Origin of the sequence: Streptococcus cristatus, assembly GCF_003943465.1 — a bacterium.
Classification (GTDB): Bacteria; Bacillota; Bacilli; order Lactobacillales; family Streptococcaceae; genus Streptococcus; species Streptococcus cristatus_C.
On sequence record NZ_RJPR01000024.1, the window covers coordinates 1 to 5729 of the forward strand.

6 protein-coding genes are annotated in these 5729 nt (G+C 40.4%); 5 read left to right on the forward strand and 1 reads right to left on the reverse strand.

From position 1 onward, the window contains the following. From D8793_RS11680 to D8793_RS11705, 5 genes are all read left to right on the forward strand, one after another. Window positions 1-575: transposase (locus D8793_RS11680; protein WP_142999387.1), on the forward strand; the 575-nt coding region annotated here is incomplete at its 5' end. 353 nt (window positions 576-928) lie between these two features. After that, window positions 929-2095, forward strand: a complete 1167-nt coding sequence (gene nagA, locus D8793_RS11685; protein ID WP_125372383.1) for an N-acetylglucosamine-6-phosphate deacetylase — start codon at window positions 929-931, stop codon at window positions 2093-2095. A gap of 216 nt (window positions 2096-2311) precedes the next feature. Continuing rightward, window positions 2312-2500 (forward strand): hypothetical protein, encoded by a 189-nt coding sequence (locus tag D8793_RS11690; RefSeq protein ID WP_061911057.1) that lies wholly within the window; start codon window positions 2312-2314, stop codon window positions 2498-2500. Window positions 2501-2511: 11 nt separating this feature from the next. Then, on the forward strand, window positions 2512-3357 hold the full coding sequence (locus tag D8793_RS11695; RefSeq protein ID WP_125372382.1) for an aldo/keto reductase: 846 nt from the start codon (window positions 2512-2514) through the stop codon (window positions 3355-3357). Between the two features lie 427 nt (window positions 3358-3784). Beyond that, complete coding sequence (locus D8793_RS11705) at window positions 3785-4537, forward strand: DUF6261 family protein (RefSeq protein WP_185761071.1); 753 nt, start codon at window positions 3785-3787, stop codon at window positions 4535-4537. 425 nt (window positions 4538-4962) lie between these two features. On the opposite strand, the gene D8793_RS11970 is transcribed toward D8793_RS11705, so the two are convergent. Beyond that, window positions 4963-5729: hypothetical protein (locus D8793_RS11970; protein ID WP_221765967.1), on the reverse strand; the 767-nt coding region annotated here is incomplete at its 5' end.

The window sequence follows — 5729 nt, forward strand, 5'->3', positions numbered from 1 at the left end:
GTTTGAAAAGAAAAGTTCCCCAACTCCTTGAGGCACTTGATGGGTATTTTTCGGCTCATCATCGTTTTATGTTAGGTCAGTCCTTGGAGATTTACGATTTTTATCAAAAAGAAATCGATTGTTTGGAAGAGCGTATGAACGGCTATCTAAATCTCTATGAGAGACCAGTGGAAATCCTAGATTCTATTCCTGGTATTGATCTCATTACAGCCTCTGTGATCATAGCGGAAATTGGGGTAGACATGAGCCCGTTTCCAACAGCTGGACATCTCGCTTCCTGGGCTGGTTTGTGTCCTGGAAATAATGAAAGTGCCGGTAAAAAGAGGAGCACAAAAATCAGACATGGCAATTCCTATTTAAAAAGGTGTCTCTGTCAAACAGTTTTTGCTGCAAAAAAACAAAAAGGAAGTCCACTAGTAGAGCGTTATTACCAGATTCAAAGCAGGAGAGGACCGCAAAAAGCAACTATTGCACTCGCACATCAACTTCTTAAAATAGCTTATATCCTTTTGAAAGAAAATCTTACTTATCAGGAGTTTGTGCTACAAAAAAGGCTACTAGAGACGAGCCAGTAGCCTAATACAATTTTTTCACTTTCATTATATCACAAGGGGAGTCTTTTTGCGCTCTTTTGAGTTTTCGTATAAAAAGTCCTAGCCTCTCAATTGTATTTGGATTGTCTAGCAAGACGCAGTGGTTGGGTGGACTCTATTTCGCTGATTTCATCAACTTTTACAGCCCTACTCAACTGTGCGGAGGTGAGACGGCGAAATCGAATTCTAACGAATGACCGATTTCTGTCGCACTCTCTTTTCTTGATTTAAATAATATAATAAATTTTTCTAAAAAAGAGGTATAGACCATTTACAAATAAAATAGAAAGCGTTATAATAGAGTCAATAGAAATAGAACAAGGGGAGGCAGTCAGATGCCTAAATATATAAAAGCCGATCAGTTCTTCTATCCTCAAGGGATTCGCAAGGGTGGATTTTTAGAAGTGATTGATGGAAAATTTGGAAAATTAGTACAGGAAGTCCCTGCGGATGCGGAAGTGGTGGATTATACAGGTTACTCTGTTGCACCGGGTCTGGTGGATACCCATATCCATGGTTTTGGTGGGGTCGATGTCATGGACAATAACATCGAAGGTACCCTCCATACCATGAGTGAAGGTCTTTTAACGACTGGAGTGACCAGTTTCCTACCGACCACGCTGACATCATCTTACGAGCAACTCCTAGCTGTGACGGAAAATATTGGTGCTCGCTATCAAGAAGCAAGTGGTGCCAAGATTCGCGGTCTCTACTTTGAAGGGCCCTACTTCACTGAAAAGTACAAGGGTGCCCAAAACCCAGCCTACATGAAGGATCCTCGTATGGATGAATTTCGTGCTTGGCAAAAGGCAGCCAATGGTCTGCTTAATAAGATTGCTTTGGCACCTGAGCGCGAGGGCGTAGAGGAATTTGTCCGCACCATCACTGATGAAGGTGTGACAGTGGCTTTGGGGCACTCTAATGCGACCTATGACGAAGCCAAGGCAGCAGTAGAAGCAGGAGCCAGTGTCTGGGTACATGCCTACAATGGCATGCGAGGCTTGACCCACCGTGAGCTGGGTATGGTTGGGGCTATGTACGAGCTGCCCCACACTTACGCAGAGTTGATTTGTGATGGTCACCACGTAGATCCCAAGGCCTGTGATATTTTGCTCAAGCAAAAGGGCCATGAACATGTAGCTCTCATCACAGACTGTATGACTGCAGGTGGGCTGGAAGACGGCGACTATATGCTGGGAGAATTTCCAGTGGTGGTAGCCAATGGTACAGCTCGTCTCAAATCGACTGGTAACTTGGCAGGATCAATCCTGCAGCTCAAAGACGGCCTGAAAAATGTGGTTGAGTGGGGCATTGCAAATCCTCACCAAGCGGTCATGATGGCCAGTCTCATCCCAGCAAAATCCGTCCACATTGACGATGTTTGTGGCCAGATCAAGGAAGGCTACGATGCCGACTTTATCGTTCTGGACAAGGATTTGGAGCTGGTTGCTACTTATCTGGATGGTGAAAAGCGCTTTGAAGCTACATCCAGTGTTCTTTAATTGAGTCTCCTTATATTTTTAGAAAGGATGGGGTAACCTATCCTTTTTAATGTAGGGTTGCTGCTTTTCCCTAGGATTTACTAGAGGGACTTGGGCAAAGCTAGAACAGTTGGCGCAACTAGAAAGTCTCTGAGATATTTTTCTTAACAGATGGTAGGGCTTTCTCAATGAAAGAGAAGATGTTATAATAGGGTTATCACAAACGAGGAGGACAGGATGAAAAAGATTGATTATAAATTTATGGGAATGGGCTTGGTGTTCCTCTTCTTTGGATTGCTACTGCATCGTTTCTTGATATTTATTGCTGGGTTGGCCTTTATCATTTACAGCTTTTTCAGCCGAGGTATGGCTCCAACCAAGGAAAATATTTTTAAGCCAACATTGACCAAAAGAAAGAAAAAATAAGGAGAAGAGATATGAAAAATTATACCCTTAACAATGGTGTCAAGATTCCAGTCTTGGGCTTTGGTACTTGGAAGGCTCAGGACGGAGAAGAGGCTTATCAGGCAGTCTTAGCCGCTCTTAAAGCTGGCTATCACCACATTGATACAGCAGCTATCTATAAGAATGAGGAGAGTGTCGGTCGAGCAATTAAAGACAGCGGCATTCCGCGTGAAGAGCTCTTCATCACCACCAAGCTCTGGAATAGCAAGCATACTTATGAAGAGGCCATGGAAGCCTTTGACAGCTCCATGGAGCGGTTAGGGCTGGATTATCTGGATCTCTACCTTATCCACTGGCCAAATCCTAAGCCATTACGAGAAGACGGGGCTTGGCAAAAGCGTAATGCAGAAGTTTGGCGGGCTATGGAAGACCTTTATCAAGCTGCTAAGATCCGAGCGATCGGCGTCAGCAATTTCCTGCCTCATCACCTAGTGGCTCTGCTGGAAACAGCGCGCATCACTCCAGCTGTCAATCAAATCCGCCTAGCGCCAGGTGTCTATCAGACAGAGGCAGTGGACTTCTGCCGTGCCCATGATATCCTACTTGAAGCTTGGGGACCATTTGGCCAGGGCGAGCTCTTCCAAAATTCAGCTGTGCAGGCGATAGCAGATAAGTATGGCAAGACCATTGCCCAAATCGCCCTAGCTTGGAGCTTACAAGAAGGCTTCCTGCCCCTGCCTAAGTCAGTCACTCCGAGTCGGATTGCTAGCAATCTGGACTGCTTTGACATCGAACTGAGTCCAGCTGACCTAGAAATTCTTAAAAATATCAGCGGTTTGGAAGGCGGGGCACCTAATCCAGATGGGATGGATTTTTAAACCTCTGATGTGTATCAGTTGTGTTGAAATCAATCTACCCTCTGTACTAGTTATTAGTATTTAATGAAGTTTTGTAGTGACCTAGGCCTTGGCTGGTTACTTTTCCTATAGATTCATGGCAATCTAGGCCTCGGCTGGCCATTTCTCCTATAAAATTATAGTAACCTAGGCCTAGAAGACTCTTTTCTCTTTTATTTATAAAATCAATCGCTCCTCAGTCAACTTGTCGTCAAAAACAAGTGCCAGATGAGGGGGCGATTTTTTCTAGTTTTATTTTGAAAAAGAAGAGGAAGAGCTGGGAAGAGGATCCATTTTTTGAGAAAATGCTCCTTTCAGGGATAAAAAATGACATTTTAGGGCAAGAGACACCAAGCTTCATCTCTACATGCTATACTTGCTTTATCAAACATATTGGAGAGGTTTTATGATAAACACTACTTACACCATTCGCCCCTTGTCTTATAGCAATCTGACTCACCGTGAGTTTGAGAGTCTAATGGTTGATTCCTATCAGGTACTCACGATTTTTACGAGTTCCTATAGAGATGAGGATATGTATAGCAAGCACCTAGAAAGCTTCCATAGCAAGCTAGAGCAGTTTCAGGCTCAATTGGCCAATGTGGAAAAGAAAGACTCTATGAGTCTCGTAGACCTAGACAAGGAGCGAGATAACGCCCTGATTGGTCTTTTTATCTTGCATAAGGGCTTCGCCAAAATCAAAGATAGAGACTTGAAAGAAGCCTATGAAGTCTTGCTGCCAGTCTTTAAAAAGTATAAAGATATCACCAAGCATACCAATGCTGTCGCAACGGCTGAGATTAAGAGTCTGCTTAAAACATTGCAGGAAGAGCCCTATCAGGGAGCTGTGACGAGTCTGGGTCTTCTCCCTATGCTGACGGCTGTGATAGCAGCCCAAGCGGACTATGATAAAGTAGAAGCAGAAGCGCGTGCAGCCAAGTCAGCCAAGGAAGTCGGTAAAACCAAACAGCTGCGCAACGAAATCTCCCACACTTACGACCTCTTTGTGCGCTACACAGCAGCCGTCGCAGAAGCCTATCCAGAGAAAGCCCACTTGAACAAACTCCTCAAAGACCTCAATACGATCCGAGACAGCAAGCGCCGTTTGGTTGGTACAAATAAGAAAACAAAAACGGAAGAAGCAGGAGAGAAATCAGCATAAAGAAGCCCCCTTAGAAGTGAGATTCTGAGGGGGCGTTTGTTTTATAGAATTCGAAATGATATTAGATGTAATTTAAGATAAAATTCTAATGAAAATGTGTTTATTTTAGATGCTATATCTATAGTTAATCTCCCAATTTTAGGAATTCTGATTTTCTCTAAAAATTTATGACCATCATATATAATATATAGATAGTGGCATAATATAATTTATTGGAGGAATATATTGATTTATGCGTTAGAAAATCAGTTTTGGATAATTTTTTACAGTAAAAAGTTATTGTTTCAAGATCATATTGTTTTGCTCTATTAAACTTATTTGAATTTGAGGATAAAAATGCAGTAGAGTGTTTATGGTAATTCTTCAATATCTAGTAAAATTTCACGGGCGATCTCAGGCTTAATTTTCATTTTTCTTCAATTTATTTAAGGTTTACATATAATTTGAGGAATTATATTCATTTCTTGACAAGTAGAAATGAAAGAAGAAAGTAGCCAAATAATTTGTTGTATTTGTGTATCAGTAGATTGATTTTGTATGTAGTTGGTAATTTCAATTTTTGAGATAAAATTTACAACTAAAACCATATATCTTTGGACATTAATTTGTCTATTTGTTTCTTGGAGTCTTGTTGCTATAGAATCATCATTGGCAGATTTTCTTATTCGATTAATCTGTGTTGTTATTTCATTATTTATATATTTATTTGACCACTTATTTTTATATATTTGATCTAAATTAATATTTTCGATATTATCTAGAAAAACTAGATTTTTTAACGCTTGACTAACTACATCATGTAACGCAGATGCAGATTTTTTTCCTCGGTTTCTATCTACTTGTTTGTATTTTGCATGGAAAAATGATAAGCGATTTTCATCGAAAGCAATGTAATCAGCACGTTCATTACCTAAATCATCACAAATGATATCAGTATATCCTAAAAGGTCTAATCTTTTTTCTAGTATATCAAATATGGAATCATCAGAAAAGCTAATGGAATCTTTCATAAATGTGCCCTTTTCAGAATTAGCGTTTATCATATTATTTTCTTCAAAGAAATAACGTAAAAATCCAGAATTATTTAATTGAGAGTCTTGAAATAAGGTCTTTTTATAATAAAAAAATTGTGAATTATCAAAAAGGATTGTAGAATTATTTTCAATTAATTCTTTTAAAGTTATCTGTTTAT